This window comes from Micromonospora sp. CA-240977 (assembly GCF_050942285.1).
In the GTDB taxonomy this organism is placed as follows: domain Bacteria; phylum Actinomycetota; class Actinomycetes; order Mycobacteriales; family Micromonosporaceae; genus Micromonospora.
This window is the reverse complement of the sequence record NZ_CP192055.1, coordinates 5,473,089-5,498,920: the sequence shown is the minus strand read 5'-3', so window position 1 is coordinate 5,498,920 and position 25,832 is coordinate 5,473,089. Positions and strand designations below refer to the sequence as shown.

The 25,832-nt window shown below is 70.4% G+C and carries 21 protein-coding genes, 1 tRNA gene and 2 pseudogenes; 14 read left to right on the top strand and 10 right to left on the bottom strand.

All coding sequences use genetic code 11. The annotated features are described in order from the left end of the window. Nucleotides 1-26 precede the first annotated feature (26 nt). Together pyk and ACQPWW_RS24735 are read left to right on the top strand one after the other, a co-directional pair. Nucleotides 27-1,475: a pyruvate kinase gene (gene pyk, locus ACQPWW_RS24740; protein WP_433125868.1), complete on the top strand. Its 1,449-nt coding sequence runs from the start codon at nucleotides 27-29 to the stop codon at nucleotides 1,473-1,475. Beyond that, nucleotides 1,472-2,356 carry an acyl-CoA thioesterase gene (locus ACQPWW_RS24735; protein WP_357809993.1) on the top strand — a complete coding sequence of 295 codons (885 nt, stop codon included), beginning with the start codon at nucleotides 1,472-1,474 and terminating at the stop codon, nucleotides 2,354-2,356. Before pyk ends, ACQPWW_RS24735 begins: the two co-directional genes overlap by 4 nt. Before the next feature lie 54 nt (nucleotides 2,357-2,410). On the opposite strand, the gene ACQPWW_RS24730 is transcribed toward ACQPWW_RS24735, so the two are convergent. Beyond that, entirely contained in the window at nucleotides 2,411-3,046 is a 636-nt protein-coding gene (locus ACQPWW_RS24730) for a YceI family protein (protein WP_433125867.1), read from the bottom strand. Nucleotides 3,047-3,335: 289 nt separating this feature from the next. Between ACQPWW_RS24730 and ACQPWW_RS24725 the strand changes: the two genes are divergently transcribed. Then, the gene (locus tag ACQPWW_RS24725; RefSeq protein ID WP_357410768.1) at nucleotides 3,336-3,800 is read left to right on the top strand and encodes an RrF2 family transcriptional regulator; all 465 of its coding nucleotides are present in this window, start codon (nucleotides 3,336-3,338) and stop codon (nucleotides 3,798-3,800) included. Between the two features lie 290 nt (nucleotides 3,801-4,090). Next, nucleotides 4,091-5,080, top strand: coding sequence for a sulfite exporter TauE/SafE family protein (locus tag ACQPWW_RS24720; RefSeq protein WP_433125866.1), 990 nt, complete (start codon nucleotides 4,091-4,093; stop codon nucleotides 5,078-5,080). Nucleotides 5,081-5,485: 405 nt separating this feature from the next. Here ACQPWW_RS24720 and ACQPWW_RS24715 read toward each other — a convergent pair whose 3' ends face one another. Then, nucleotides 5,486-6,925, bottom strand: a complete 1,440-nt coding sequence (locus tag ACQPWW_RS24715; protein ID WP_433125865.1) for a pyridoxal-dependent decarboxylase — start codon at nucleotides 6,923-6,925, stop codon at nucleotides 5,486-5,488. 260 nt (nucleotides 6,926-7,185) lie between these two features. Here ACQPWW_RS24715 and ACQPWW_RS24710 point away from each other — a divergent pair, with 260 nt between their 5' ends. Next, complete coding sequence (locus tag ACQPWW_RS24710) at nucleotides 7,186-9,486, top strand: cellulose binding domain-containing protein (protein ID WP_433125864.1); 2,301 nt, start codon at nucleotides 7,186-7,188, stop codon at nucleotides 9,484-9,486. Between the two features lie 200 nt (nucleotides 9,487-9,686). On the opposite strand, the gene ACQPWW_RS24705 is transcribed toward ACQPWW_RS24710, so the two are convergent. Together ACQPWW_RS24705 and ACQPWW_RS24700 are read right to left on the bottom strand one after the other, a co-directional pair. Then, nucleotides 9,687-10,682, bottom strand: a complete 996-nt coding sequence (locus tag ACQPWW_RS24705; RefSeq protein WP_433125863.1) for an LLM class flavin-dependent oxidoreductase — start codon at nucleotides 10,680-10,682, stop codon at nucleotides 9,687-9,689. A gap of 87 nt (nucleotides 10,683-10,769) precedes the next feature. After that, nucleotides 10,770-11,244 (bottom strand): annotated as a pseudogene (locus tag ACQPWW_RS24700) (Lrp/AsnC family transcriptional regulator). An 83-nt stretch (nucleotides 11,245-11,327) separates the two neighbouring features. On the opposite strand from ACQPWW_RS24700, the gene ACQPWW_RS24695 reads away from it, so the two are divergent. Then, nucleotides 11,328-12,506 (top strand): trans-sulfuration enzyme family protein, encoded by a 1,179-nt coding sequence (locus ACQPWW_RS24695; protein WP_433125861.1) that lies wholly within the window; start codon nucleotides 11,328-11,330, stop codon nucleotides 12,504-12,506. Between the two features lie 10 nt (nucleotides 12,507-12,516). Here the strand turns inward: ACQPWW_RS24695 and ACQPWW_RS24690 are convergent, their stop codons facing one another. From ACQPWW_RS24690 to ACQPWW_RS24680, 3 genes are all read right to left on the bottom strand, one after another. Beyond that, on the bottom strand, nucleotides 12,517-13,167 hold the full coding sequence (locus tag ACQPWW_RS24690; RefSeq protein ID WP_433125860.1) for an NAD-dependent epimerase/dehydratase family protein: 651 nt from the start codon (nucleotides 13,165-13,167) through the stop codon (nucleotides 12,517-12,519). Nucleotides 13,168-13,259: 92 nt separating this feature from the next. Continuing rightward, the gene (locus ACQPWW_RS24685; protein ID WP_433125858.1) at nucleotides 13,260-14,027 is read right to left on the bottom strand and encodes a transcriptional regulator; all 768 of its coding nucleotides are present in this window, start codon (nucleotides 14,025-14,027) and stop codon (nucleotides 13,260-13,262) included. Between the two features lie 13 nt (nucleotides 14,028-14,040). Then, nucleotides 14,041-14,123: transfer RNA gene (locus ACQPWW_RS24680), tRNA-Leu, on the bottom strand. Nucleotides 14,124-14,204: 81 nt separating this feature from the next. Between ACQPWW_RS24680 and ACQPWW_RS24675 the strand changes: the two genes are divergently transcribed. The 8 genes from ACQPWW_RS24675 to polA all read left to right on the top strand — a co-directional run bounded on the left by ACQPWW_RS24675 (nucleotide 14,205) and on the right by polA (nucleotide 24,275). Continuing rightward, nucleotides 14,205-14,828, top strand: coding sequence for an ANTAR domain-containing response regulator (locus tag ACQPWW_RS24675; RefSeq protein ID WP_357069930.1), 624 nt, complete (start codon nucleotides 14,205-14,207; stop codon nucleotides 14,826-14,828). Nucleotides 14,829-14,897: 69 nt separating this feature from the next. Then, the gene (locus ACQPWW_RS24670; RefSeq protein ID WP_433125857.1) at nucleotides 14,898-16,085 is read left to right on the top strand and encodes a hypothetical protein; all 1,188 of its coding nucleotides are present in this window, start codon (nucleotides 14,898-14,900) and stop codon (nucleotides 16,083-16,085) included. A gap of 366 nt (nucleotides 16,086-16,451) precedes the next feature. Beyond that, nucleotides 16,452-17,603: a branched-chain amino acid ABC transporter substrate-binding protein gene (locus tag ACQPWW_RS24665; RefSeq protein ID WP_433125856.1), complete on the top strand. Its 1,152-nt coding sequence runs from the start codon at nucleotides 16,452-16,454 to the stop codon at nucleotides 17,601-17,603. Nucleotides 17,604-17,669: 66 nt separating this feature from the next. Next, a complete protein-coding gene (locus ACQPWW_RS24660; RefSeq protein WP_433125855.1) occupies nucleotides 17,670-18,653 on the top strand; it encodes a branched-chain amino acid ABC transporter permease in 984 nt (327 codons plus the stop codon). Then, nucleotides 18,650-19,807: a branched-chain amino acid ABC transporter permease gene (locus tag ACQPWW_RS24655; RefSeq protein ID WP_433125854.1), complete on the top strand. Its 1,158-nt coding sequence runs from the start codon at nucleotides 18,650-18,652 to the stop codon at nucleotides 19,805-19,807. Before ACQPWW_RS24660 ends, ACQPWW_RS24655 begins: the two co-directional genes overlap by 4 nt. Then, complete coding sequence (locus ACQPWW_RS24650) at nucleotides 19,800-20,741, top strand: ABC transporter ATP-binding protein (protein ID WP_433125853.1); 942 nt, start codon at nucleotides 19,800-19,802, stop codon at nucleotides 20,739-20,741. Before ACQPWW_RS24655 ends, ACQPWW_RS24650 begins: the two co-directional genes overlap by 8 nt. Continuing rightward, nucleotides 20,728-21,441 (top strand): ABC transporter ATP-binding protein, encoded by a 714-nt coding sequence (locus ACQPWW_RS24645; RefSeq protein ID WP_433125852.1) that lies wholly within the window; start codon nucleotides 20,728-20,730, stop codon nucleotides 21,439-21,441. Before ACQPWW_RS24650 ends, ACQPWW_RS24645 begins: the two co-directional genes overlap by 14 nt. 134 nt (nucleotides 21,442-21,575) lie before the next feature. Next, nucleotides 21,576-24,275: a DNA polymerase I gene (gene polA, locus ACQPWW_RS24640; protein WP_433125851.1), complete on the top strand. Its 2,700-nt coding sequence runs from the start codon at nucleotides 21,576-21,578 to the stop codon at nucleotides 24,273-24,275. Between the two features lie 324 nt (nucleotides 24,276-24,599). Here the strand turns inward: polA and ACQPWW_RS24635 are convergent. From ACQPWW_RS24635 to ACQPWW_RS24625, 3 genes and pseudogenes are all read right to left on the bottom strand, one after another. Next, nucleotides 24,600-24,944, bottom strand: a pseudogene (locus tag ACQPWW_RS24635) (DUF3140 domain-containing protein); the annotation flags it as partial. After that, a complete protein-coding gene (locus tag ACQPWW_RS24630; protein ID WP_355032269.1) occupies nucleotides 24,931-25,149 on the bottom strand; it encodes a DUF2945 domain-containing protein in 219 nt (72 codons plus the stop codon). The pseudogene ACQPWW_RS24635 and the gene ACQPWW_RS24630, both read right to left, overlap by 14 nt. A gap of 46 nt (nucleotides 25,150-25,195) precedes the next feature. Beyond that, on the bottom strand, nucleotides 25,196-25,798 hold the full coding sequence (locus ACQPWW_RS24625) for a Uma2 family endonuclease (protein WP_433125850.1): 603 nt from the start codon (nucleotides 25,796-25,798) through the stop codon (nucleotides 25,196-25,198). Nucleotides 25,799-25,832: the final 34 nt, after the last annotated feature.

Below are 25,832 nucleotides of genomic sequence, written 5' to 3'. Positions count from 1 at the left end.
TCCGACCTGAAGGAGAGACTAGCCTGATGGGCGTGACACGCCGCGCGAAGATCGTCTGCACCCTTGGTCCCGCCACCTCGTCCCCGGAGCGCATCCGGGGTCTCGTCGAGGCCGGCATGAACGTGGCGAGGCTCAACTTCAGCCACGGCAGCCACGCCGACCACGAGGCGGTCTATCGACTTGTCCGGGAGGCGTCCGAGGCGGCAGGTCAGCCCGTGGCGGTCCTCGCCGACCTCCAGGGCCCCAAGATCCGGCTCGGCCGGTTCGCCGACGGTCCGTACGAGTGGCGCACCGGCGACTCGGTCGTGATCACCGGTGACGACATCCTCGGCACCAAGGAGCGGGTCTCCTGCACCTACCAGAAGCTGCCGCACGAGGTGAAGCCCGGCGACCGGCTGCTGATCGACGACGGTCGGGTCGCCGTCGAGGTCACCGACGTCACCGGCAACGACATCCGCTGCCTGGTCACCGAGGGCGGCCCGGTCTCCAACAACAAGGGTGTCTCGCTGCCCAACGTGGCGGTCAGCGTGCCCGCCATGTCGGACAAGGACGCCGAGGACCTGCGCTTCGCCCTGGGGCTCGGCGTCGACCTGGTCGCGCTGTCCTTCGTCCGCTCGGCCGAGGACATCAAGCTCGTCCACAACATCATGGCCGAGGAGGGCGTGTACCGCCCGGTGCTGGCCAAGGTCGAGAAGCCGGAGGCGGTCGAGCACCTCGAGGCCATCGTGCTGGCCTTCGACGGCGTGATGGTCGCCCGCGGTGACCTCGGTGTCGAGATGCCGCTGGACGAGGTCCCCCTGGTGCAGAAGCGCGCCGTGCAGCTGTGCCGGGAGAACGCCAAGCCGGTCATCGTGGCCACCCAGATGCTCGACTCCATGATCGAGAATTCCCGCCCCACCCGGGCGGAGGCCTCCGACGTCGCCAACGCGGTGCTCGACGGCGCGGACGCGGTCATGCTCTCCGGCGAGACCAGCGTCGGCAAGTACCCGGTGCTGACCGTCAGCACCATGGCCAAGATCGTGACGACCACCGAGTCCGGCTCGATCGGGGTGCCCCGGCTGCAGCACGACCCGCGTACCCACGGTGGCGCGCTCACCGTCGCCGCCTCGTCGATCGCCCGCGCCATCAACGCCAAGGCCCTGGTCGCCTTCTCGCAGACCGGTGACACCGTCCGACGGTTGTCCCGCCTGCACTGCGACCTGCCGCTGCTGGCGTTCACGCCGGTCCCCGAGGTGCGCGACCAGCTCGCCCTCACCTGGGGCGTGGAGACGTTCCTGATGCCGTTCGTGCAGCACACCGACGACATGTTCCGCCAGGTCGACCAGGCGCTGCTCGGCCTCGACCGGGCCAACCCCGGCGACTACGTGGTGATCGTGGCGGGCAGCCCGCCCGGCACCCCCGGCTCGACGAACACGCTGCGCGTACACCAGCTCGGCTCGCTTGTCGACGCGGCGTCGGCGCGGGCGCTGCAGTGAGCGACGGTCGGGTCGCGGTCGGCCAGGCGGCGGTCGACCAGCTGCTGGAAGTGCTGGACCTCGACCCGACCGGGGACATGGCCTTCCGGGGGATGAGCCCCCCGGTCGGCCCACAGCGGGTGTACGGCGGCCAGGTCGCCGGTCAGGCCCTGGTCGCCGCCGGCCGCACCGTCGACCCGGAGCGGTTCGTGCACTCGCTGCACGGCTACTTCGTCCGCCCCGGCGACCCGGCCGAGCCGATCGCGTTCCAGGTGGAGAACATCCGCGACGGCCGGTCCTTCTCGGTCCGCCGCGCGGTCGCCCTCCAGCACGACAAGCCGATCTTCTTCATGTCGGCGTCGTTCCAGCGGGCCGAGGAGGGCCTGGACCACCAGGTCACGGCTCCCCTGGACGTGCCGCCGCCGCAGGACGTCCCGACGATGACCGACCGGCTCTCCCGGTACCCGGAGCGGCTCGGCATCTGGGGTCAGATCCCGCGACCGATCGACGTGCGCTACGTCGGCGAGCCCGGTTGGGTGCGTCCCGGCGACCGGCCGGCCGACCCGCACCAGCGCGTCTGGATGCGCATCGACGGCAAACTGCCCGACGACCCGCTGCTGCACGCCTGCGCGCTCACCTACGCCTCGGACCTCACCCTGCTGGACTCGGTGCTCTCCGCGCACGGTGAGGTGTGGGGGCCGGGCGGGCTGGTCGGCGCGAGCCTGGACCACGCGCTCTGGTTCCACCGGCCGTTCCGCGCCGACGAGTGGTTCCTCTACGACTGCCTGAGCCCGTCGGCGTCCGGTGCGCGCGGGCTGGCCACCGGCCGGATGTTCACCACCGACGGCCAGCAGATCGCCAGCGCCGTCCAGGAGGGTCTGCTGCGCCGCGTGGGCGCCTGACGCCGTCGACGCGGCCCGCCATCCCGCCGGACAGCGGCGCGGAGATCACGCCGGTCAGGCCTGGTGGATGGCCTCGCCGGCGATCTCGATCTGCACCGTCTTGCCGACCAGGACCCCGCCGCTCTCCAACATGACATTCCAGAGCAGGCCGTAGTTCTCACGGTCGATCTCGGCCGTCGCGCTGAACCCGAAGATGTTCTGCCCGTACGGATCACGACGGGCGCCGCCGAAATTCACCTCCAGGTCGACGGCCCTGGTGATTCCTTTCACTGTCAACTCACCGGTCAGCACGAATCGCCCGGGGGTCGCCTCGGACTGCGGCGGGACAATCGGACTCCGGCCCCGCCCACCGAACCGGTGGCTGCGCAGGCGGGCCCATTGGAAGATGGGATCCTCCTGGCCCTGCCATTTTATGCCCGTGCTTCGATATTCGAGAGTGGGATAGCGCTCCACGTCGAGGAAGTCGGCACTCTTCAGATGTGTGTCCCGGTCGATGCTGCCGGTGGTGATACTCGGCGCGGAGATGGTCGCCGTCACCGAGGAGAGCAGCGGGTCCTCCGCCACGAAGATCTGTGCGGTGGCCTCGGCGAACTCGCCACGCACCGGGCTCACCATCATGTGCCGGGACAGGAAACCGATCCGCTTGTGCGCCTGATCGAGAAGATAGGTGCCAGCGACCGGGATGGTCATGCCATCCCAGGTGCGTGTGGCGATATCGGTCATCGTGTGTTGCCTTCCCCCGATGTTTGTCAATGTGCTGCCCGGCGTCGGTGCAACGGTCTCGCGGTTGTGCCCCCGCCCAGCATAAGGACGCTTCATATCGGCATTCCGGCCCCCACCACACGGTGGATCATGGCGCGCATTTACCGGTCCTCGCCGACAGCCGGAATCGGCGCGAATTGCGGGGTCCCATCGATGCGTGTCCGATCGGCCGAGGGTCGCCCGCCCGGCCGGTTGACCGGGGGCTAACCTTGCCGACATGCGCCTCTCCGCCCGGGTCGACTACGCCCTCCGCGCGGCCGCCGAGCTTGCCGCGACGGCCAGTGGCCCTGGGCGCGGCCGGCCCGTCACGGCCGACCAGATCGCCCGTGCCCAGGAGATCCCGCCGAAGTTCCTGGAGAGCATCCTGCTGCAACTGCGCCGGGGCGGCATCGTGCACGCCCAGCGCGGCCCGGAGGGTGGCTACTGGTTGGCCCGCCCGGCCGAGGAGATCTCGCTCGCCGAGGTGATCCGGGTGATCGACGGACCGCTCGCGCACGTTCGCGGGCAGCGCCCCGAGCAACTCGGCTACCACGGCCCGGCCCGCGCGCTCCAAGAGGTCTGGATCGCGCTGCGGGCCAGCGAACGGGAGATCCTGGAGCTGGTCAGCGTCGCCGACGTGGCCGCGGGCACCCTGCCCGCGCGGATCACCGAGCTGGTGGCCGACCCGCGCGCCTGGATCTGACCGCCGGTCCGCTCCTCGCCTGCGTCGCGCTGGTTGCGTGCGTGACGCTGGTTGCCCGCGTCGCCCCGGTCGTCTGTGTCGCCCGGGATGTCCGCGCCGCGCGGAGGCTTTTTCAGCCGTGGCCGCCTCGCACCGCCACGTGGCGCGATGGTGTCTGCCGCGCGGTTCGGCATCGACCGCGCGCGTCGCACGGCGGCGTCCCATCCACCGATCAGAGGCTTGACCCCGACCGCACCGTGCCGCATTGTCGACTAAGTCGATAGGAGATACCGAAAAGTCAGGGGGCGCTCGTGCGCAAGCTGCTGGTTCTCGCTCTGGTCGGGCTCGTCGCGCAGCTGATCGACGGCTCGCTCGGCATGGCGTACGGGCTGACCTCGTCCACTCTGCTGCTTGTCGCCGGGGTTGCCCCGGCCGCCGCCTCGGCCTCGGTGCACCTGGCCGAGATCGGCACCACGCTCGCCGCCGGGGTCGCGCACTGGCGTTTCGGCAACGTCGACTGGCGGGTGGTGACCCGCATCGCCCTGCCCGGTGCCATCGGCGCCTTCGCCGGCGCCACGCTGCTCAGCTCGATCTCCACCGAGGCGGCCGCGCCGTGGATGGCTGGCATCCTCTTCACGCTCGGCGCGTACCTGCTGGTCCGCTTCGCCCGACCGCTGCGTACCGACCGGGTCGGCGGCCGGCTACGCGGACGTTTCCTCGGACCCCTGGGCCTGGTTGCCGGCTTCGTCGACGCGACCGGCGGCGGCGGTTGGGGCCCGGTGGCCACCCCGGCGTTGCTGGTCTCCGGCCGGATGGAGCCCCGCAAGGTGATCGGCTCGGTGGACACCGCCGAATTCGTCGTGGCGGGTGCGGCCAGTGTCGGTTTCCTGATCGGGCTGGGCTCCGAAGGGTTCCTGCTCCCGACCGTCGCCGCACTGCTGATCGGTGGGCTCATCGCCGCCCCGCTGGCCGCCTGGCTGGTGCGCATCGTGCCCGCCCAACTGCTCGGCGCGGCGATCGGCGGCGTGATCGTGCTGAGCAACGCCCGCACGCTGATCCGCTCCGCCGGCCTCGACGGGCCGGTTCGCCCCGTCATGTACGCCCTGTTGGTCGCCGGTTGGTTGGCCGCCCTGGTGCTGGCCGTGCGCGCCCTTCGCCGCACCCGCCGGGCTCGCGCCGAAGCCGCCGAGGCCGCCAGCGCTTCCCCCGCCGCGACCGTGCCCGCCGAGTTCCCCGACGCTGTCTCCGCCGGCGCGGTCGCGGCCGATCTCGCCGCCACGGGTACGCCCACCCACCGCTGAACCCATCCGGAGGCGCGGCCCGGAGCGCCGCGAGGCCCTGTCGAACGCCGTGGTTGCCACGGGTGACCGTCAAGATCGCGCTCGATCGTGGATGTAGTGGCTTCCCGGAGCTTCGTGGCCACTACATCCCGGATCGAGCATGACCTTGACGGCCGCGGGCGCCTGCGACACCCGCCCCCGGCCGATTAGACACCTGCTCACCGTCAAGATCCGCGCAATATCGGGGATGTTGCTGTCTCTGGCCTGTCCGAGGCAGCAACATCAGGGAAGCTGCGTAGATCTTGGCGCGGCACGCGGCACGCGGCACGCGGCGCAGGGGACGGGACACGGCGGACGGGGCGCGCGACGCTGGGCACGGGAGCGCGCGACGCGGGGCGCGGCGGCGGTGCGACGGGGCGACCGGGGTTACGGGAGCGGCAGGTTGTTGGCCGCCTCGGAGAGCAGCGTCCAGGCCTCGTCGACGTGTGCCTCGGTGCTCTGCGGCGAGCCGACCGCCAGCCGCAGCGTGTAGCGGCCGGCGACGCGGGTGTGTGTCAGGTGTACCCGTCCCGTCGCGTTGACCTGGGCCAGCAGTGCGGCGTTGACGGCGTCGTCGGCGCGCAGCCGGAAGCAGACAAGCGAGAAGGGGTGCGCCGCCGCCACCTCGAATCGGTCGTCGGCGTGGACCCGCTTGGCGAACCGGTCGGCCAGCGCCACCCCGGAGCGGATGTGCGCCCGCAGTCCGTCGGCGCCGTACCAGCGCAACACGAACCACAGCTTCAGGGCGCGGAACCGTCGGCCCAGCGGCACCTGCCAGTCCCGGTAGTCGATCACCGCGCCGGATTCGGAGGCCGCGTTGCGCAGGAACTCCGGCAGCACTGTCAGCGCGTCGATCAGCTCGGCGCGGTCGGCGACCCAGAACGCGTCGCAGTCGAACCCGGTGAGTAGCCACTTGTGGGGGTCGAAGCAGTACGAGTCGGCGTACTCCAGGCCGGCGTGCGACCACCGCAGTTCGGGGCAGACGGCGGCGGCGCCCGCGTACGCGGCGTCCACGTGCAGCCAGATCCCGTACTCGGCGCAGATGGCGCCGATCTCCGGCAGCGGGTCGATCGCGGTGGTGGAGGTGGTGCCGATGGTCGCCACCACGATGGCGGGTACGTCCCCGGCGGCCAGGTCGGCCTCGATCGCCGCGCGGAGCGCGCCCGGCAGCAGCGCCTGGCTGTCCGGGTCCACCTCGATCGGCCGGACGCCGTCGGTGCCCAGCCCGGCGATCCGCACTGCCTTCTCGATGGAGGAGTGGCCGTGCACGGAGGTGTACGCGCGGTAGCGCCGGTCGATGCCGGTGTCGCGCCAGCGGCCTCCGCTGGCCCGGTGCAGCGCGGCGAGGGTGGCCACCAGGGTCGCCGAGGACGCGGAGTCCTGGATGACCCCACCGCCGGTGCCGGTGGAGTGGAACCGCTTCGGCAGGTCCAGCAGGTGGGCCAGCCAGTCCATCAGCACCGTCTCCAGTTCGGTGCAGGCGGGGCTGGTGGCCCAGAGCATGCCCTGGACGCCGAGCCCGGAGCTGACCAGGTCGCCGAGCACGCTGGGGCCGGAGGTGTTGGCGGGGAAGTAGCCGAAGAAGCCGGGGTGCTGCCAGTGGGTCAGCCCGGGTAGGACGATCGAGTCCAGGTCGGCGAGGACCGCCTCGATCGGTTCGCCGCCGGCGGTGGGCGGGAGGGTGGGGAGCGCGGCGGCGACCGTGCCGGGCGGATCGGCGGGGGCGACGGGCCGTTGCGCCAGCGTCGTCCAGTAGTCGGCGATCCAGTCGACGACGGCGTGGCCGGCGCGCCGGAACTCGGCGGGGTCCATGTGGGGAGCGCTCACCCGAAGGAGTTGATCAGGCATTGATCGTCGAGGCAAGACAGTCGGCTCGTCGCGGACCGGGCATGCAGCAACGGTCATCGATGTTGCGTGGCGGAAAGCGCTTGCCCTACGATGCGCGGTGAGTCGGATCCGCGAGTTCCAGGGCGTTCACCCCCGATCAGATCGCCGTCCGCCGCCGTAGCGGTGCGACGGGTCCACAGTGCGTTCCGGGCACTGCCGGTGGGCCACCGCGATCACCTGCGGATCCTCGGAGGCAGTCCATGCACCCGTCCAGACATCGGCTGATCCTGCTCGCCGGCACGACGGCGGCCGCCGTCGTGGCCGGCACCCTCGGCACGGTGGTCGCCTCGGCCGCCGCCGTCGGCTGCCAGGTCGACTATCAGATCACCAACCAGTGGCAGGGCGGCTTCGGCGCCAACGTCACGGTCACCAACCTCGGCGACCCGGTCAACGGGTGGTCCCTCACCTGGTCGTACGCCGCCGGGCAGCAGGTCACTCAGGCCTGGAGCGCGGCCGTCACCCAGTCCGGTGCCCAGGTCACCGCGCGCAACGTCGATTACAACGCCGCCATCGCCACAAACGGCAGCGCCGGGTTCGGCTTCAACGCTTCGTGGACCGGCAGCAACCCGGTGCCGACCAGCTTCGCGCTCAACGGCACCACCTGCACCGGCGCCCCGGCCACTGACGGGCCGACCACACCAGCGCCGACAACGCCGCCACCGACCACCCCACCGCCGACGACGCCACCGCCCACCACTCCGCCACCCACCACGCCACCTCCGACGACGCCGCCACCCACCACGCCTCCGGCCGGGGCGAAACAGATGGAGAACCTGGACCGAGGGTTGATCAGTGTCCGCTCCGGCAGTGGCAACCTGGTCTCCTGGCGACTGCTCGGCACCGAAACCTCCGGAGTGGCGTTCAACCTCTACCGGGGGTCGACACGGGTCAACGCCAGCCCGATCACCGGCGCCACGAGCTACCTCGACAGCGGCGCGGCGGCCGGCTCGGCGTACACCGTGCGGGCTGTGGTCGGCGGCGCCGAGCAGGCGGCGTCGGCGCCGGCCCTCCAGTTCGGCGCGGGCTACCTGGACGTGCCGTTGCAGGTTCCGGCCGGTGGCACCACCCCCAGCGGGGAGAACTACACCTACAGCGCGAACGACGCCTCCGTCGGGGACCTCAACGGCGACGGCACCTACGAGATCGTGCTGAAGTGGGACCCGTCGAACGCCAAGGACAACTCCCAGTCCGGCTACACCGGCAACGTCTACGTGGACGCGTACACCCTCACCGGCACCCGGCTGTGGCGGATCGACCTGGGCCGCAACATCCGCGCCGGCGCCCACTACACCCAGTTCCAGGTGTACGACTACGACGGCGACGGCCGCGCCGAGGTGGCGATGAAGACCGCCGACGGCACCCGCTCCGGCACCGGCCAGCTCATCGGCTCGTCGTCGGCGGACTACCGCAACTCCAGCGGCTACGTGTTGTCCGGTCCGGAGTTCCTGACCATGTTCAACGGTCAGACCGGCGCGATCCTCTCCACCGTCAACTACGACCCGCCGCGCGGCACCGTGTCGTCCTGGGGTGACTCGTACGGCAACCGGGTGGACCGGTTCCTCGCCGGCACCGCGTACCTGGACGGGCAGCGCCCCTCGCTGATCATGGCCCGGGGTTACTACACCCGTGCGGTCATCGCGGCGTGGGACTTCCGCAACGGCACGCTGACCAAGCGCTGGACGTTCGACTCGAACTCCTCCGGCAACGGCGCCGCCGCCGGCCAGGGCAACCACCAGCTCTCCGTGGCCGACGTCGACGCCGACGGCCGCCAGGAGATCGTCTACGGCGCCGCCACCATCGACGACAACGGTCGGCTGCTCTACTCGACCGGAAACGGGCACGGCGACGCGATGCACGTCGGTGACCTCGATCCGGGCCGCGCCGGCCTGGAGGTGTTCAAGGTCGACGAGGATGCCAGCAAGCCGAGCTCCTGGTTCGCCGACGCCCGTACCGGTCAGATCCTGTGGTCCACGCCGGCCTCGGGGGACAACGGCCGGGGGGTCTCCGCGGACATCTGGGCCGGCAGTCCCGGCGCGGAGTCGTGGTCGTCGGCCGTCGCCGGACTGGCCAACACCAGGGGTCAGAACATCGGCCGCAAGCCGTCGTCGGCGAACTTCCTCGCCTGGTGGGACGGTGACCCGGTGCGGGAACTGCTCGACGGCACCGCGGTCGACAAGTACGGCACCGGTGGCGAGACGCGGCTGCTCACCGGCAGCTCGGTGGCGTCCAACAACGGCACCAAGTCCACCCCGGCGCTCTCCGGCGACATCCTTGGTGACTGGCGGGAGGAGGTGATCTGGCGTACCACCGACAGTCGGGCCCTGCGCATCTACAGCACGCCCACGCCGACCAGCACCCGGATCCACACCCTGATGCACGACCCGCAGTATCGGGTGGCGATCGCGTGGCAGAACACCGCCTACAACCAGCCGCCACACCCGGGGTTCTTCATCGGCGACCAGATGGCCAGCCCACCCACCCCGAACATCTACCTACGTTGATCTGACCCCTGGCGGTCCCGAGCGGGGTCGCCTAGGGTGGCAGGCACCGGGCCGCAGCCGCGGAATCCGCTCAGCTCCGGCCCGGTGCGCCACACCGCGGCATTCCCGACCCGTCCCGACCGGGGATGCCGTACCACCACCGGAACCAACATTAGGCAGCATCGGGGTCGGCGGGGTGACGCTGACGTGAAGATCGTGTTTCATGCTCCCCGGTGCAGACCGCCCGCCACCTGCTCGGCAATCAACTCGTACGACCGCACCCGGTCCTTCACGTCGTAGACGAGGGTGGTCAGCATCAGCTCGTCCGCTCCGGTGCGTTCCACAAGCTCCGTGAGCTGCCGGCGCACCGTCTCCGGCGAGCCCATCGCCTGACCGTCGCGGCGTTGCAGGACGAACTCCCGCTCGATCTCGGAGTACGGGTACGCCGCCGCCTCGTCGGGCGTCGACAGCGGCTCGGGCCGGCCGGAGCGTAGCTTCAGGAACGACAACGCGCTCGGCCCCGCCAGCCACTCGGCCCGCTCGTCGGTCTCCGCGCACACCGCGTTGACCGCCACCATCGCGTACGGCTTGTCCAGCCACTGTGACGGCCGGAAGTTCTGCCGGTACAGGGCCAGCGCCGGCAGGGTGTTCGCCGAGCTGAAGTGGTGCGCGAAGGAGAACGGCAGACCGAGCAGGCCGGCGAGCTGGGCGCTGAAGCCGCTGGAGCCCAGCAGCCACACGGCCGGCTGCTCGCCGCGGCCCGGGGTGGCGACGATCTGCCCCGGCTTCTCCCCGCTGAAGTAGTTCATCAAATCGGCAAGCTCGCGCGGGAAACCCTCCGCGGACAGGCCCTCCATGGTGCGCCGCAACGCCAGCGCGGTCACCTGGTCGGTGCCCGGGGCCCGGCCGATGCCCAGATCGATCCGACCGGGGTGCAGCGCCTCCAGGGTGCCGAACTGCTCGGCCACCACCAGCGGCGCGTGGTTGGGCAGCATCACCCCACCCGAGCCGAGGCGGATCGTCGACGTGTTGGCCGCCAGGTGCGCCAGCAGCACCGCCGGGGCGGAGCTGGCGATCGCCGGCATGTTGTGGTGCTCGGCCACCCAGAACCGGTGGTAGCCCAACTCCTCGGTGCGGCGGGCCAACTCGGTGGTGGCCTCCAGGGCCGCGCCGACGGTGGTGCCCTTGGCGACCGGGGCAAGATCAAGAACAGACAACGGTACGGTGATCACACGCTTGGCCAACCCGTCACCGGCCGGCTTTGTTCCGGCACGCGGATTTTCGTCGGTCAGCTCACCCGCTGCTCAACCCATCCCGCGCGCCTGCTCGAAGATCAGACTGGTCTGGGTGTGCTGCACCACCGGGTCGACCGCGAGGTGGTCCAGCACGAAGTCGCGCAACGCGTCACCGGACGCCGCCCGCACGTGCAGCACGTAATCCTCCGCGCCGGCCACGTGGAACACCGACACGACTCCTGGCAGCCGCACCGACCGGGCCCGGAAGGCATCCACCGCCGCCCGCTCGTGCGCGGTCAGCCGCACCGACACCAGCGCCTGCAACGGCAGGCCGAGCGCGGCCGGGTCCACCTCGGCGTGGAAACCGCGGATCGCGCCCCGATCCCGCAGCGCCCGGGTACGGGTCAGACACGTCGAGGGCGCCACCCCCACCCGCTCGGCGAGGGCATTGTTCGGCAGGCGGCCGTCGGCGGCCAGCTCGGTCAGGATCGCGCGCCTCGTCCAGGGCCGGGTACGGCCGCACATCGTTCGGCTCAGGAGGCATCCGGCCATCCTCGCCCGAATCGTGCACTGAAACCAGTGCACTGGACAGAATCATCTGCCGAGTCATTGCTTCCCAGGCGGGTGATGTTCGACGCTACCGGCATGACAACGATGGACACCCGGGCCGTACACGCCGGTCGCGACGACCTCCGCACCCTCGGCGTGCACGTACCACCCATCGACCTGTCCACCACCAACCCTCTGCCCTCGGTCGACGACGGCGGCGCCGCGTACGAACAACTCGCCACCGGCGGCACCCTGCCCGCCGACGGCGGCGCGGTCTACCAACGGCTCTGGAACCCCACCGTCGCCCGCTTCGAAACCGCCCTCGCCGAGCTGGAAGGCACCGCGCAGGCCGTCGCCTTCGCCAGCGGCATGGCCGCCCTCACCGCCACGCTGCTCGCCGCCGCCCGCGACGACCGCCGGCACGTCGTCGCCGTCCGGCCCCTCTACGGCGGAACGGACCACGTCCTCGCCACCGGCCTGCTCGGCACCACAGTCACCTGGGCCCGCCCCGACGAGGTCGCCGCCGCCATCCGCCCCGACACCGCGCTGGTCATCGCCGAGACGCCCGCCAACCCCACCCTCGACCTCGTCGACATCGCCGCCCTCGCCGCCGCGGCCGGCGACGTCCCGCTGCTCGTCGACAACACCGTCGCCACCCCCGTACTGCAACAACCCGCCCGGCACGGCGCCACCCTCGTCCTGCACAGCGCCACCAAGAGCATCGGCGGGCACGGCGACGTCCTCGCCGGCGTCGTCGCCTGTTCCGCCGACTGGGCCGCGCGACTACGTCAGGTCCGCGCGGTCACCGGCGCGATCCTGCACCCACTCGGCGGCTACCTGCTGCACCGCGGCCTACAGACCCTGCCGCTGCGCGTGCGCGCCCAGCAGGCCACCGCCGAGAAGCTCGCCGGCTGGCTCGCCGGCCACCCCGCCGTACACCAGGTGCACCACCCCTCGGTGCACGACCCGGCGGCGCTCGTCGGTCGCCAGCTGGCCGGACCCGGCAGCCTGCTCGCCTTCGAGGTACGCGGCGGCGCACCCGCCGCGGCCGCCGTCGCCGGCGCCTGTCACCTCATCACGCACGCGGTGTCCCTCGGCGGCGTCGACACCCTCATCCAGCACCCCGCGTCGCTCACCCACCGCCCCGTCGACGGCGACGCGAAACCCGCAGCCGGCCTCCTGCGCCTCTCGGTCGGCCTGGAAGACCCCGAAGACCTGCGCGCCGACCTCGCCCAGGCCCTCGCCGCGATCGCCTGACCGGCGCCGGTCACCTCAGCTCGCGGTTGCCCAACACCCGGGTCGGCGAGCCCTCCCGGGCCACCCGCAGCATGGCGCGACCGATCCCGTCGGTGGTGGTGACCTGGTTCGGCAGCAACCGCCGCAACACGGGAGTGAGCGGCCGCGTGATCGCGTACGCGAGCCGGTACCACCGGGTCTTCGACACCGCCCCGTAGGTCGGCTGGATGAAACCGGGTCGCGCCGCGTAGCCGTTGGGCAGCAGCTCGATGATCGCGTTCTCGGCGCGACCCTTGACCCGCGCCCACATCACCCGACCCCGACCCGACGAATCGGTCCCCTGCCCCGACACGTAGATGAACGTGACAGGCGGGCTCACCTCGGCCAACAGCCGCGCCGCCGCGAGCGGGTAGTCGTAGCTGACCCGGGTGTACGCCGCCTCGTCCAGGCCCAGCGAGGACACCCCCAGGCAGTAGAAACAGGCGTCCACACCGGTCAACTCGTCCCGCACCGAGTCCAACTCGCCCACGTCCGCGACCGTCAGCTCGCGCAGCTTCGGATCCTGCCGACCGGTCGGCCGCCGGCCGACCGTCACCACCTCCCGCACGTCGTCGGCGAGCAGGCACTCCCGCAGTACGCCCTGACCGACCATCCCGGTCGCACCGAAAATAACAACCCGCATCGTTTTCCACCTCTGTCGTCGACCCGGCAACCGGCCATCCGTCCGGGCGTCAGTCAGGCTCCCACGATCGACGTGATCCGCGCGACAGGCGATCAGGACCTCGGGCCGACGTGCCGGTCCACCTCGGCGACGTCGCCTCGCCGCGCCACCGAGAGTGAGTTGTGCCGGTTCATCCGCCAGGTGACGCCCAGCAGGTCGAGGCTCCACTGGCACAGCCGCAGGAGGTCGGTCGACTCGTCGCCGAACACGTAACACGGATAGACGTACGCCCTGCCGCGCACTGTGACCCGGTTGGCGGCCCGACGGCCGGCGGAGTGGAACAGCCCGCGCAGGAGGTCGCCGGGGTGGCGCTCCAGGATCGGTCGCTGCCAGTCGGTCAGGACGATCGGGCGGTCGTGCCGCTGGTCGGGCCCGTGCTGGGGGAGCAGGCACGGCCAGTGCGCGCCACTGCTCTCGACCCAGACGCGGCAGTGCTGGGTGGTCCTCCGTACCGGCGTGGGGAGCACCGCGCGCATCGCCGCCGCGCAGGCGTCGGCGAGCTGGGGACGGCTCGCCGTGCCGGCGATCCGGAGCACCGGCACGGTCGGCGCGACGGTCAGCTGACCACCGCCCAGGTAGCGGCCGAGCAGGTAGGCGTAGGCGGCGGGGTCGGTCGGATTCTCGACATCCGGCCGGCACCGGAAGCACGGTGGCTCCGCGCCGGGCTCCGCTCGTTCGGGTCGATCGGCGCACCAGTGCCGGACCGTGGTGTAGGGCAGGGCGAGGGTGCGGGCCACGGAGTGGATGGTGTGTCCGCGAGCGCGGAGAGCGCGGGCCTGTGCCCGCATCTGCGGTGGGTGCACGCCCACATCGTCGAACACGTGTATGACAGGGTGCCGGGAGCGGGATTCGAACCCGCAAGCCCTTTCGGGCAGAAGTGTTTGAGACTTCCGTGTATGCCGTTCCACCATCCCGGCGGGTGGCGCTTACTGTACCCGACTACTCTCATGCGGGAGCATGGGTGGTAGCCGTGCAGTGATCGATGGTGGGAGTGGCTGGTGGCTGAGACGCCGACGGATGCCGAGCGCAGGCGCGTACTGATCGCCGAGGACGAGGCGCTGATCCGGCTGGACCTCGCCGAGATGCTTGTCGAAGAGGGTTACGAGGTGGTGGGGGAGGCCGGTGACGGTGAGACCGCCGTCCGGCTCGCCGAGGAGCTGAAGCCCGATCTGGTCATCCTCGACATCAAGATGCCGATCATGGATGGGCTGGCCGCCGCCGAGCGGATCGCCGGCGCCCGGATCGCTCCGGTGATCATCCTGACCGCGTTCAGCCAGCGTGACCTGGTGGAGCGGGCGCGGGCGGCGGGCGCGATGGCGTACCTCGTGAAGCCTTTCCAGAAGAGCGACCTGGTCCCGGCAGTGGAGATCGCGCTGTCGCGCTACTCCGAGGTCGCGGCCCTGGAGGCGGAGGTCGCGAGCCTGACCGACCGCCTGGAGATCCGCAAGGCGGTGGAGCGCGCCAAGGGCGCGTTGATGACCACGTACGGGATGACCGAGCCGCAGGCGTTCAAGTGGATCCAGCGCACGGCGATGGACCACCGGATGACCATGAAAGAGGTCGCCGAGCGGATCCTCGCGGAGACCGCCGGCGGCGAGGTGTCGCAGCAGCCGACTGTCTGAGTCCCCGACCTGCGCGAACCAGGCCCCGGCGGGCCACCCCGCGCGACCTCTTGTGGTTAGCATCGGCCGGTGTCCCTCCGACGGGTGATCGCGGTGTTCGGCCTCTTCGCGCTGCTGCTCGCGGGGTGCGACGGTCCGAGGGCGCCCAGCGGCGCCGAGTCGACGTCGGCCGCCGCGCCGGCGCTGCGGCCGGACTGGCAGCCCCTGGCGCTGCCGGCGCCGCCCGGTGCCGCGGGCCGTCCTCTGCTGCGCGACGCGACGTCGTGCGCGGGTCGGTGGTTCCTGGCCGGTGGCGTGCTCGACGCCGAGGGCGGCACCCGACCCGCGGCGTGGACCAGTGTGGACGGTACGACCTGGACCGTGCAGCAGGTACGGCCGGATTCCTTCTACGGTCGGCAGAACGTGTTCCTGTCGGTGGCCTGCCGCGACGGGAAGGCGGCGCTGATCGGCGCCAAGGTCGGCGGCGCGCACGGCTATCCGAGGATCAGCACGTGGCGGCAGGTGGCCGACGGCGCGCTTGTCGAGGTGCAGGCGTCGTTCGAGACGTACGGCGGGCCGACGGCGGTGAACGTGTCCCGACTGACGGCCGGCGCGTCGGGCTGGTTGATCGTCGGTAACCGTTCGGCGGGTGCGGCCTCCTGGGTGTCGGCACCGGACGCGGCGGAGTTCGCGCTGGTCGAGGGCGCGCCGGAGCTGGCCAGTGACGCGGTGGGGGTGACCTGGGCGTTCGACGCGGTGGCGACGTCGCCGGGTTGGCTGGCGGTGGGTGGTCTGCTGCCGGCCGGCCGGATCGACCGTGACCCGGCGGTGTGGTCGTCGCCGGACGGGCGCTCGTGGCGGCGCACTGTGTTGCCGGGTGGGTCGGAGTACGAGGAGATGCAGCGGGTGACGCTTGTCGGCGGGGTGCCGGTGGCGGTCGGGCTGCGCGGGGCGACGTTCGGCGCGTGGCGGCAGGAGGCGGGGGGCTGGGTGGCTGCCGGGACGTTCGCGCGGCGGGCCGGCGCCGGGGTGCCGGGGGTGACGTCGCTTGTGTCGTCCGGGGACCGGCTGCTCGCCGCGGTCACCGACGGGGCGCGGCACTCGGTGTGGGTGTCGACGGACCGGGGTGGGTCGTGGCGGGAGGTCACCATGCCGCTCGATGTGCCGGCGGGCGTCGACCGGGACGTGACGCTGGTGGCGGTGGGTGACCGGTGGTGGTTGGCGGCCGACGACGGCACGCGGGCCGGGTTGTGGTGGGCTGCCGGCCCGGGAGTCTGAAAGCCGACGTTCACCCGAGGCCCCACCCCCAGCCGCCACATGTTGAGACGTTTTCGCAGTTCAGCGGGGGTTTTTTCGGCCGGTAGGGCTCCGCGTGAGCGTGGTCGGACTCCGCCCGGACGCGCGCTTAAGGACCGACTGACGGATTCACCTGTTACGGGCATCGACATGATTGCCCACGTCTTCGTAACGGTTTCGCAGACCCAGGCTTCAGGCCTTCCGGGACGGTATGTCGTGTCGGTACGCTCCGCCATCACGAGCCGTAACGCAGGGGAAGTCCCTGCGGGGTGGGTGGAATTGCGGTCTGCGTGCTGTCGCCGTCGCAACGGGTCAGTCGCGTCCGCATCTGGAGGAGGTCAGGAAGCCGTGAGGCGAAGCTATGTACGGGCGCTGGGTACCGTTGCGCTCGCCGCGACCCTGGTGGTCGCGGCTGGTTGCCAGGATTCCGGTGGCGGCGACGATAAGGCCGCGTCGGGTGACTGCGGTGGCAAGATCGCGATCTTCGGCGCGTTCACTGGTGACAACGCTGGTCTGGTGATCCCGTCGCTCAACGGTGCGAATCTCGCCCTGGAGCAGTTCAACGCGGCGAACCCGAACTGCAAGGTCACCATGCAGCAGTTCGACACCCAGGGTGACCCTGCGGTGGCGACCCCGTTCGCGAACCAGATCGCGGGGGACAACTCGTTCCTCGGTGTCATCGGTGGTCACTTCTCCGGTGAGTCGGACGCGACGATGCCGATCTACCAGGCCGCTGGCCTGGCGATGGTCAGCCCGTCGGCGACCCGGACCGACCTGACCCAGAAGGGCAACACGTCCTTCTACCGCGTGGTCGGCAACGACGGCACGCAGGCCGGCGCGGTGGCGAGCTACCTGAAGACGCAGAACGCGCAGAAGGTCTTCCTGGTCGACGACGCCAGCGCGTACGGCGCGGGCATCACCGAGGAGCTCGGCAAGCAGCTCGGCCCGCTGATCGTGAACAAGGACAAGATCCAGGAGCGGCAGGCGCAGTTCGACGCCACCATCTCCAAGATCAAGTCGGCGCAGGCGGACTTCGTCTTCTACGGCGGCTACACCCGTGAGGCCGCTCCGCTGGTGAAGCAGATGCGCGCCGCCGGTGTCCAGGCCAAGTTCGTCGGCCCGGACGGTCTCTACGACCCGGCGTTCCCGAAGGGTGCCTCCGGTGGCGCCGAGGGCGCGATCATCACCTGCCCGTGCCTCCCGGCTGACAAGGCCGGCGGCACCTTCTCGGCCGACTACCAGAAGAAGTTCGGCATCCCGCCGGGCTCCTACGGCGCCGAGGGCTTCGACGGCGCGACGATCTTCCTGGACGCCTTCAAGGCCGGCAAGAAGACCCGCGCCGACATCCTGGCGTTCGTGAAGTCGTACGACAAGCAGGGTGTGTCGAAGTACATCAAGTTCGACTCCAAGGGCGACGTCGACCCGACGAAGGTCGTCATCTGGGCCTACCAGATCAAGGGCGAGGCCATCGAGCCGCTGCAGGAGCTCAAGCTCAGCTGACGCCCACGAAATGGAGTGCGGCCGGGGTGTTTCACCCCGGCCGCACTCGATTCAAGGAGACCCCCGGTGCATTTCGATGAACTGATCGGTCATCTCGGCCAGCACACGGTCGACGGCCTTTCCAAGGGCGCCATCTACGCCCTGATCGCCCTTGGCTACACCCTCGTCTACGGCGTCCTTCGTCTGATCAACTTCGCGCACTCCGAGGTCTTCATGGTCGGCACCTTCGCGGTGCTGATCCTCTGGAACCAGCTCGGGGTGGAAAATAACCCGCCGATCGGCCAGGCCATCCTGTTCCTGGTGCTCGGCCTGATCGTCGCCGCTGTCGCGTCAGGTGGCACGGCGCTGGCGCTCGAGCGAGTCGCGTACCGGCCGCTGCGGCGCAAGAACGCGCCGCCACTGATCTTCCTGATCACCGCGATCGGCCTGTCGCTCGTCTTCGTGGAACTCTTCGGGCAGGTGCTGCCCGAGCTGCTCGGCGGTGTGCTGCCGGACGTGTTCGGCCGGCCCCGGCAGATCGTCGGTATGCCGACGATCATCCAGCAGGAGACCCTGTTCACCATCGGCAACACCGCGATCACGAACATCCAGCTGATCGTGTTCATCGCGGCCGTGGCGATGATGGCGCTGCTCGACTGGTTCATCAACCGCACCCGGTACGGCCGGGGTGTGCGGGCGGTGGCCCAGAACCCCGAGACCGCCGCGCTGATGGGCGTCAACCAGGAGCGCGTGATCATGCTGATCTTCGTGCTCGGTGGCATCATGGCCGGCGCCGCCGCGCTGTTGTGGAGCATGCGGTTCGGCTTCACCCAGAACAGCATCGGCTTCGTGCTGGGCCTGAAGGCGTTCACCGCCGCGGTTCTGGGCGGTATCGGCAACCTGCGCGGCGCGCTGCTGGGTGGCCTCTTCCTCGGCATCGTCGAGGTCTACGGCGCCACGCTCTTCGCGTCCAACTGGGAGGACGTCATCGCCTTCGTGGTGCTGATCGTGGTGCTGATGTTCCGGCCCACCGGCCTGTTGGGTGAGTCGCTCGGGAGGGCCCGCGCATGATCGACAAGATTCGCTCCGCAGACCGTCGCCGCGTCAGCGTCCTGACCTCGGTCGGCGAACGCTGGCGGGCGCTCACGAAGTGGCAGCAGGCCCTCGGCCTGGCCGCCTTCGTGGCGATCCTCTACTACCTGCCACTGCTCGGCATCCCGGGTCTGACCTGGTTGCGTACCGACTCGATAGCGGGCGGCAACAACTGGGCGGGTGTGCTCTTCGTCTGCGCCATCTACGTGCTTGTCGCGATCGGCCTGAACGTGGTGGTCGGCCTCGCCGGCCTGCTCGACCTCGGCTACATCGGCTTCTTCGCCATCGGGGCGTACAGCGTGGCGCTGTTCGGTTCGGTGAACTCGCCGGTGGTCAAGTGGATCCAGCAGGAGTTCAACCTGCCGCCGACCTGGGCGGTGACCTGGGCTATCTGCCTGTTCATCGCGATCGTGCTGACGATGCTCTCCGGGGTGCTGCTGGGCTGGCCGACGCTGCGGCTGCGCGGTGACTACCTGGCCATCGTGACGCTCGGCTTCGGGGAGATCATCCGGATCGTGGCCCGCAACGCCACCGGGCTGACCAACGGCCCGGTGGGCATCTCGGCCATTCCCGGCCCGGAGGGCGCGCCGTCGCCGGACAACAAGGTGTTCGGTCTGATCGACGCGAAGCCCTGGTACTGGTTGGCGATCACCTTCGTCCTGATCATGGTGTTCCTGGTGCGTCGACTGGAGCGCAGCCGGGTCGGCCGCGCGTGGCTGGCCGTCCGGGAGGACGAGGACGCCGCCGCGGTGATGGGCGTGTACCCGTTCAAGTTCAAGCTCTGGGCGTTCGCCATCGGCGCGGCGCTCGGCGGCCTGTCCGGCTTCCTGTTCGGCAGCCGGAACGCGTTCATCGACCCGACCCAGTTCAACGCGAACCTGTCCATCCTGTTCGTCGCCATGGTCGTGGTCGGTGGTTCCGGCAACATGATCGGCGTCTCGCTCGGCGCGGTGCTGCTGGCGTACCTGCCGGAGCGGTTCCGCGACTTCGCCGACTACCGGTGGCTGGTCTTCGGCCTGGCCATGGTCCTGGTGATGATCCTGCGTCCGCAGGGCCTGGTCCCGAGCCGGCGGCGTGCCCGCGAGTTGAAGGACCGCGCCGCAGAGGCAGAGGAGGTGCCCGCTCATGTCTGACCAGACCACCAGCACCGCGACGCCGAAGATCCCGACTCAGCCGGGGCCTCGAACGGTGCTGCTCGAAGTCGACGACGTCACGCTCCGCTTCGGCGGGGTGGTCGCCCTCGACAAGATCAATTTCCAGATCTACGAGGGCGAGATCCTCGGCCTCATCGGGCCGAACGGCGCCGGCAAGACCACCAGCTTCAACGTGATGACGGGGGTCTACAAGCCGACCTCGGGGGCGGTCCGGTTCCGCGGCCAGCGGGTGACCGGCCGCAAGCCGCACCAGATCAGCCAGTTGGGCATCTCCCGGACGTTCCAGAACATCCGGTTGTTCCCGGAGATGACAGCGCTCGAGAACGTCATGGTCGGCACCGACTCGCGGCACAAGACGAGCGTGCCCGGGGCGCTGTTCCGGCTCTACCGGGTGCGGCCGAAGCCGGAGGAGTTGCCGCAGGTCACCGCCGCGTCCGGGATCGCCCGGACGTGGCAGCAGGTGCGCCTGTCGGCCGCGAAGATCTTCGGTCTGTCCCGGCACATCCTGGAGGAGCGGGCGGCCGAGTCCAAGGCGCTCGAGTTGCTGCGTTTCGTCGGGATCGCCGATCGGGCCAATGACGAGGCGCGCAACCTGCCGTACGGCTACCAGCGCCGACTGGAGATCGCCCGAGCGCTGGCCACCGAGCCGAAGCTGATCTGCCTGGACGAGCCGGCCGCCGGCTTCAACCCGGCGGAGAAGGAGGAACTCCTCACCCTGATCCGGCAGATCCGTGACATGGGCCTGACCGTCCTGCTCATCGAGCACGACATGCGGCTGGTCATGGGAGTCACCGACCGGATCGTGGTGCTGGAGTTCGGCCGCAAGATCGCCGAGGGTGCGCCCGCGGAGGTCAGCCGCGATCCGAAGGTGATCGCCGCGTACCTGGGGGAGCCCGCCGATGACGCTGCTTGAGCTGGAGAACGTCGCCGTCGCGTACGGTCGGATCGAGGCGCTGCACGGGATCAACCTCACGGTGAACGAGGGCGAGGTGGTGGCCCTGATCGGCGCGAACGGCGCCGGTAAGACCACCACCATGCGGGCCATCTCCGGGACCCGGGCGCTCGCCGGCGGGAAGATCACGTTCAACGGCGAGGACATCAGCAGGCTCCGAGCCGACCTGCGGGTGGTCCGGGGGCTGTGCCAGTCGCCCGAGGGCCGGCAGATCTTCCCGGGCATGACGGTGCTGGAGAACCTGGACATGGGGGCGTACACCCGGCGGGACTCCGCCGGCATCGCCGCCGACCTGGACCGGGTGCTGACCCTCTTCCCGCGGTTGGCCGAGCGGCGCAAGCAGGCCGGTGGCACCCTCTCCGGCGGCGAGCAGCAGATGCTCGCGGTCGGGCGGGCGCTGATGAGCCGGCCGAAGCTGCTGCTGCTCGACGAGCCGTCGATGGGCCTGGCCCCGTTGGTGATCCGGCAGATCTTCGACATCATCACGGAGATCAACCAGCAGGGCATGACGATCCTGCTGGTGGAGCAGAACGCCCAGCAGGCGTTGTCGCGGGCACACCGCGGCTACGTGCTGGAGACCGGTCAGATCGTGAAGGAGGGGTCCGGTCAGGACCTGCTGCACGATCCGTCGGTCAAGGAGGCGTACCTCGGCGTGGCCTGAGCCATCCGAGCGGCGGCCGGTCATCCCTGCACGGGGTGGCCGGCCGTCGGCGTTCCGGTCGGCGGCGGTTTCCGGGCCGGATCGCCCGGTGCCGCCGGCCAGGGATGTCGGTGCGACGGACTAGAGTCGCTGCCGTGACAGCTACGACACCGCGCCTGCTTCTCGTCGACGGACATTCCATGGCATACCGGGCGTTCTTCGCCCTGCCCGTGGAAAACTTCTCCACCACGACGGGTCAGCCGACCAACGCGGTCTACGGCTTCACCTCGATGCTGATCAACGTGTTGCGCGACGAGCAGCCCACCCACATCGTGGTGGCCTTCGACGTCTCCCGCCACTCCTTCCGCACCGACAAGTACGCGGAGTACAAGGCCGGCCGCAGCGAGACCCCGACCGACTTCAAGGGTCAGGTCAGCCTGGTCAAGGAGGTCCTTGCCGCACTCCAGATCCCGGTGGTGGAAAAGGAGGGCTTCGAGGCCGACGACGTCATCGCCACGCTCGCCTGCCAGGCCCGCGACCAGGGCATGACCGTGCTGATCAGCAGCGGCGACCGCGACGCTTTCCAGCTGGTCGACGACCAGATCACCGTCCTCTACCCGCGCAAGGGCGTCTCCGACCTGGCCCGGATGGACCCGGCGGCGATCGAGGCGAAGTACGGCGTCCGTCCCCAGCAGTACCGGGACCTGGCCGCGCTCGTCGGCGAGACCAGTGACAACCTGCCCGGCATCCCCGGCGTCGGCCCGAAGACCGCCGCCAAGTGGATCACCACGTACGGCGGCGTGGAGGGCGTCATCGCCCGCGCCGACGAGATCAAGGGCAAGGCCGGTGACAGCCTGCGGGAGCGGCTCGCCGACGTGATCCGCAACTACGAGATCAACTGCCTGGTCTCCGACCTGGAGCTGCCGCTGCGCCCGGAGGACGCCCGGTGGACCGGTTGGGACCGGGAGGCGGTGCACCAGGTCTTCGACACGCTGGAGTTCCGCATCCTGCGCGACCGCCTCTACCAGTACCTGGAGGCGGTCGAGCCGGAGGCCGAGTCGGGCTTCGACCTCACCGGCGAGGTGCTCACCGAGCCCGGCGCGCTGGCCGGCTGGCTGAGCACGCACGCCCCGACCGGCACCCCGGTCGGGTTGGCGGTCAAGCTCGACACCGGCCCCAACCGCCGGCACACCGCCTCGATCACCGGTCTGGCGCTGGCCACCGCCGGCGGCGCGGCGGCCTGGGTCGATCCCACCGGGCTCGACGCCACCGACGAGGGCGCCCTGGCCGGCTGGTTGGCCGACGCGCAACGGCCCAAGGTGCTGCACGACAGCAAGCCGGCCGTGCTGGCCTGCGCCGCGCACGGCTGGCAGCTCGCCGGCATCGTCCGCGACACCCAGATCGCCGCGTACCTGGCCCGCCCCGACCAGCGGTCCTACGACCTGACCGACCTGGCGCTGCGCTACCTGCACCGCGAGCTGCGGGTGGACGTCCCGGAGTCCGGCCAGCTCACCCTCGACGGGCTCGGTGACGAGGGCGTGGCCGAGCAGAACCTGATGCTCCAGGCCCGGGCCACCCTCGACCTGGCCGACTCGATCGACGCCGAGTTGTCCCGCGACGGCGAGCAGTCCGCCCGGCTGATGGCCGGGGTGGAGCTGCCGTTGATGCGGGTGCTGGCCGGCATGGAGAGCACCGGCATCGCGGCCGACAACGATTACCTCCACGAGTTGGAGGCGCATTTCGCCGGTGAGGTAAAGACCGCCGCGCAGAACGCCTACGCCGAGATCGGCCGGGAGTTCAACCTCGGCTCGCCCAAGCAGTTGCAGGAGATCCTCTTCACCGAGCTGGGTCTGCCGAAGACCAAGAAGATCAAGACGGGTTACACCACCGACGCCGACGCGCTGCAGTGGCTCTACGCGCAGCAGCCGCACCCGGTGCTGGCCCACCTGCTGCGCCACCGGGACGTGGCCAAGCTCAAGTCGACAGTCGACGGACTGCTCAAGTCGGTCTCCGACGACGGCCGGATCCACACCACCTTCAACCAGACGGTGGCGGCCACCGGGCGGCTCTCCTCCACCGAGCCCAACCTGCAGAACATCCCGATCCGCACCGAGGAGGGCCGGCGGATCCGTCGGGCCTTCGTGGTGGGGGAGGGCTACGAGTGCCTGCTCACCGCCGACTACAGCCAGATCGAAATGCGGATCATGGCGCACCTGTCCTCGGACGACGCGCTGATCGACGCGTTCAACTCCGGCGCCGACTTCCACGCCGCGACCGCCTCGTCGGTCTTCGGGGTGCCGCTCGACGAGGTCACAGCCGACCAGCGCCGCAAGATCAAGGCGATGAACTACGGCCTGGCGTACGGGTTGAGCGCGTTCGGTCTGTCCCAGCAGCTCAACATCGGCACCGACGAGGCGCGCGGGCTGATGGAGAACTACTTCGCCGGCTTCGGCGGGGTGCGCGACTACCTGCACCAGGTCGTCGCCCGCGCCCGCCAGGACGGCTACACCTCCACCATCCTGGGTCGCCGCCGCTACCTGCCCGACCTGGCCAGCGACAACCGGCAGCGCCGCGACATCGCCGAGCGGATGGCCCTCAACGCCCCGATCCAGGGCTCGGCGGCCGACATCATCAAGGTGGCGATGTTGCACGTCGACACCGCGCTCGGCGAGGCCGGGCTGCGCTCCCGGATGCTGTTGCAGGTGCACGACGAGTTGGTCTTCGAGGTCGCCCCCGGTGAGCGGGAGGCGTTGGAGGCACTGGTCCGGCGGGAGATGGGCGCGGCGTACCCGCTGTCGGTGCCGTTGGAGGTGTCGGTCGGCGAGGGCCGCGACTGGAACAGCGCCGACCACTGAGTCGTGATTCCTGTTGGTTGCGGTTGAGGGTTGCGGGGCAGCCCGCCCCACTCCGGGCGGTCAGGCTTGATCCCTGCGTGGGTCGGGCTGCCCCGCAACCCTGACCCGGTCGCCCCAGTCGCGTCGCCCCCGGAATCGCCGCGTCTCGTCCCGCTGGTCGCACACTGTCCGTTCGTCGGGCACGCGCGATGACCTGCGCAACTTCGGGGAAAGTGCTGGGTCGTGGCGTGCTGAGGCAGCAGCTTCGCCGACGTTGCGCGGATCTTCGCGCCAAGGTCGCGGATCTTGCGTCTCAAGAGCCCGTGCGGGCGGGCCGGTTCGCTACTTCATCGGGTCGTGGCCCCAGTTCATCAGGGACCAGCGCCACTTGGTGTCGCGGACGCTGCCGGAGGGGCGCTGCGCCATGTGCCGGCGTACGTAGCCCACCACCTTGCGCATGTGCTTGTAGTCGCCCTCGGACAGGTCGCCCCGTTTGCGACGGAGCAGGTTGATGATCTTCCGGCCGGATTCGTGTCCGACGGACTCGCCGCCGCCGGCGCGCCCGCCCTTGTGCCAGCCAACCTGCTTCGACTCGTCGGTCTCCAGCCACGTGGACAGCTCACCGGGCTTCATGTTCACCGCCTCGGTGAACTCCCGATAGGTGTCCCGGCCTTCGTTACTTTTGCTCATGACGCAGCGCCTCGGGTCGGTGGGCCACGTCCCGGCCCGTACCGTCACTGCGGACCCGGTACTGCGGGTCATCGGGGGCCGCGTTCACCGCTCGCCCGCGGATCCGCGTCCGCTCGGTGATCGGTTCCTGGACCACGCCGTACGCGCGGCTGCCGTGGGCCGACCAGGAGACATGGTCGCCCTTGTGGAATCTCTGTTCGGCCATGGTGCTCGGCTACCCGGGACCGGCGGGGTGAAACGACCGACCCGGACTACGGCGTGATCTCGGTGAGCGACAGTTTGATCTCGAACGGCTCGGTCAGTTCGATCACGGCGGCGCTGTCGGCGACCAGTTCGTACTGCCGCTCGCCGCCAGGTCCCACCCGGTCGCCGATCCGGTACGCGTAGACGTGCACCGGGTCCTGCTCGATGCGCCAGTAGAACGGAATACCGGCGGCAGCGTACTCACCCGGTTTCGCGAACCGGTCGAGCCGCCGCGTGCCGGGCGAGACGATCTCCACGGCGAGCACCACGTCCTCGGGTCGCAGCAGCGATCGGGAGGAAGCGACGCTCGCGCGCCGCAACAGGACGTCCGGCTGTCGGCTGGTGTTGGAACTCAGCCCGACCCCGACGGCCTGGGTGACCCGAAGATCAGCCGGCACATGTTGCAGCAGCCAGTGTGCGAGCAGTAACGAGATGTCCTGATGGCCCAGGGTGGGGGAGGGTGTCACCTGGATTACTCCGTCGACAAGTTCGACGCGGGGGGCGTCGTCCGGCAGGGCGAGCAGGTCCTCCAGCGTGTAGTCGGCGCGCTGCTGCCGCATCGGGTCCGGACACCAGGGGCCAGGTGATGTCGGGATGGGCGCGGCGCTCATGGGACGAGCCTACCGGCGGTCGATGCGACGCAGG

Excerpts from the sequence above, each read along its gene's own strand:
- pyk (WP_433125868.1), top strand. The coding sequence starts at position 27 with ATGGGCGTGACACGCCGCGCGAAGATCGTCTGCACCCTTGGTCCCGCC.
- ACQPWW_RS24730 (WP_433125867.1), bottom strand. The coding sequence starts at position 3,046 with ATGACCATCCCGGTCGCTGGCACCTATCTTCTCGATCAGGCGCACAAG.
- ACQPWW_RS24725 (WP_357410768.1), top strand. The coding sequence starts at position 3,336 with ATGCGCCTCTCCGCCCGGGTCGACTACGCCCTCCGCGCGGCCGCCGAG.
- ACQPWW_RS24710 (WP_433125864.1), top strand. The coding sequence starts at position 7,186 with ATGCACCCGTCCAGACATCGGCTGATCCTGCTCGCCGGCACGACGGCG.
- ACQPWW_RS24695 (WP_433125861.1), top strand. The coding sequence starts at position 11,328 with ATGTTCGACGCTACCGGCATGACAACGATGGACACCCGGGCCGTACAC.
- ACQPWW_RS24690 (WP_433125860.1), bottom strand. The coding sequence starts at position 13,167 with ATGCGGGTTGTTATTTTCGGTGCGACCGGGATGGTCGGTCAGGGCGTA.
- ACQPWW_RS24655 (WP_433125854.1), top strand. The coding sequence starts at position 18,650 with ATGATCGACAAGATTCGCTCCGCAGACCGTCGCCGCGTCAGCGTCCTG.
- ACQPWW_RS24650 (WP_433125853.1), top strand. The coding sequence starts at position 19,800 with ATGTCTGACCAGACCACCAGCACCGCGACGCCGAAGATCCCGACTCAG.
- ACQPWW_RS24645 (WP_433125852.1), top strand. The coding sequence starts at position 20,728 with ATGACGCTGCTTGAGCTGGAGAACGTCGCCGTCGCGTACGGTCGGATC.
- ACQPWW_RS24630 (WP_355032269.1), bottom strand. The coding sequence starts at position 25,149 with ATGGCCGAACAGAGATTCCACAAGGGCGACCATGTCTCCTGGTCGGCC.
- ACQPWW_RS24625 (WP_433125850.1), bottom strand. The coding sequence starts at position 25,798 with ATGAGCGCCGCGCCCATCCCGACATCACCTGGCCCCTGGTGTCCGGAC.